The sequence below is a fragment of the Pseudomonas sp. MYb60 genome, from assembly GCF_002979555.1.
Lineage (GTDB): Bacteria > Pseudomonadota > Gammaproteobacteria > Pseudomonadales > Pseudomonadaceae > Aquipseudomonas.
In genome coordinates this window covers 1-1,204 of record NZ_PCOZ01000045.1, presented here as the reverse complement: position 1 = coordinate 1,204, position 1,204 = coordinate 1, and the positions used below count along the sequence as shown (strand labels likewise).

General features: G+C 64.3%; 1 protein-coding gene. It reads right to left on the bottom strand.

All coding sequences use genetic code 11. The features are described 5' to 3' along the window. On the bottom strand, positions 1–1,204 hold a 1,204-nt coding region (locus CQ041_RS26105; protein ID WP_105649066.1), incomplete at both ends, for an ATP-binding cassette domain-containing protein.

Sequence of the window (1,204 nt, the reverse complement as noted above, 5' to 3'; positions counted from 1 at the left end):
CTTGGCGCCGATATCGATGCCCCGCGTCGGTTCATCCAGCAACAGTACTTTCATCGGCATCGACAGCCAGCGGCCGAGAATGGCTTTCTGTTGGTTGCCGCCGGACAGGTACATGATTTTCTGCTCGGCGTTCGGCGTCTTGACCTTCATCGCCTTGATCTGGTGCTCGGCGTTGCCCTTCTCCCAGCCGTCGCGCAGCAGCCAACCGAAGGCCGAATGTGCGCCACGGGCACTGATGTTGATGTTCTCGGCGACGCTGGACAGCGGGATGATGCCTTCCTTCTTGCGGTCCTCCGGGCACAGCAGCACACCGGCGGCGATGGCGTCGCGGGGTGAGCGCAGTTGCAGGCTTTCACCGCAGAGTTCCAGGCTGCCGGCGCTGCTGCGGGTCAAGCCGCTGAGCAAGCGAAACAACTCGGTGCGCCCTGCCCCCACCAGCCCGAACAACCCAAGGATCTCGCCCTTGCGCACCTCGAAACTGACGGGCTCACGCAGACCGGGGCCAAGCAACCCATCGACCTTCAGCGCCACCTCGCCGTGCTCACGCGGGCGATAGTCGTAGATGTCCTCGATATCCCGGCCGACCATGCAGGTCACCAGTTGATCGTGGGTCAGCGCGCTCATGTCATCGAAGGTGCGCACGAAACGGCCGTCCTTGAACACCGTCACCGCGTTGCAGATGCGGAACACCTCTTCCATGCGGTGCGACACGTAAAGCACCACTTTGCCCTCGTCGCGCAGGCGCGTGATGATCGCCATCAATCGGTCGATCTCCCGCGCCGACAGGCTGCTGGTGGGCTCGTCGAAGGCGATCACATGGGCGCCGCGGGACAGCGCCTTGGCGATTTCCACCAGTTGGCGCTGGCCCAACGACAGCCTTCCCAGCTTCTCCTCCGGGTCGATTTCATCCGCCAACCCTTTGAGGCACGCGAGGGCCTGCTTGCGCAGCAGCCCCCGGTTGACCACGCCGAAACGCGACGGCAAATGCCCGAGGAACAGGTTCTCGGCCACGGTCATTTCCGGCACCAGGTGCAACTCCTGGTGAATCACCGCAACGCCGCTGGCGATGCTGTCGGCGGCGCATTTGAAGGCCATGGTCTGCGCGCCGATCTGCACCGTGCCGCTGCTGGGGATGTAGGCGCCGCCGAGAATCTTGAGCAGCGTGGACTTGCCCGCGCCGTTCTCGCCCATCAGCGCGTGCACC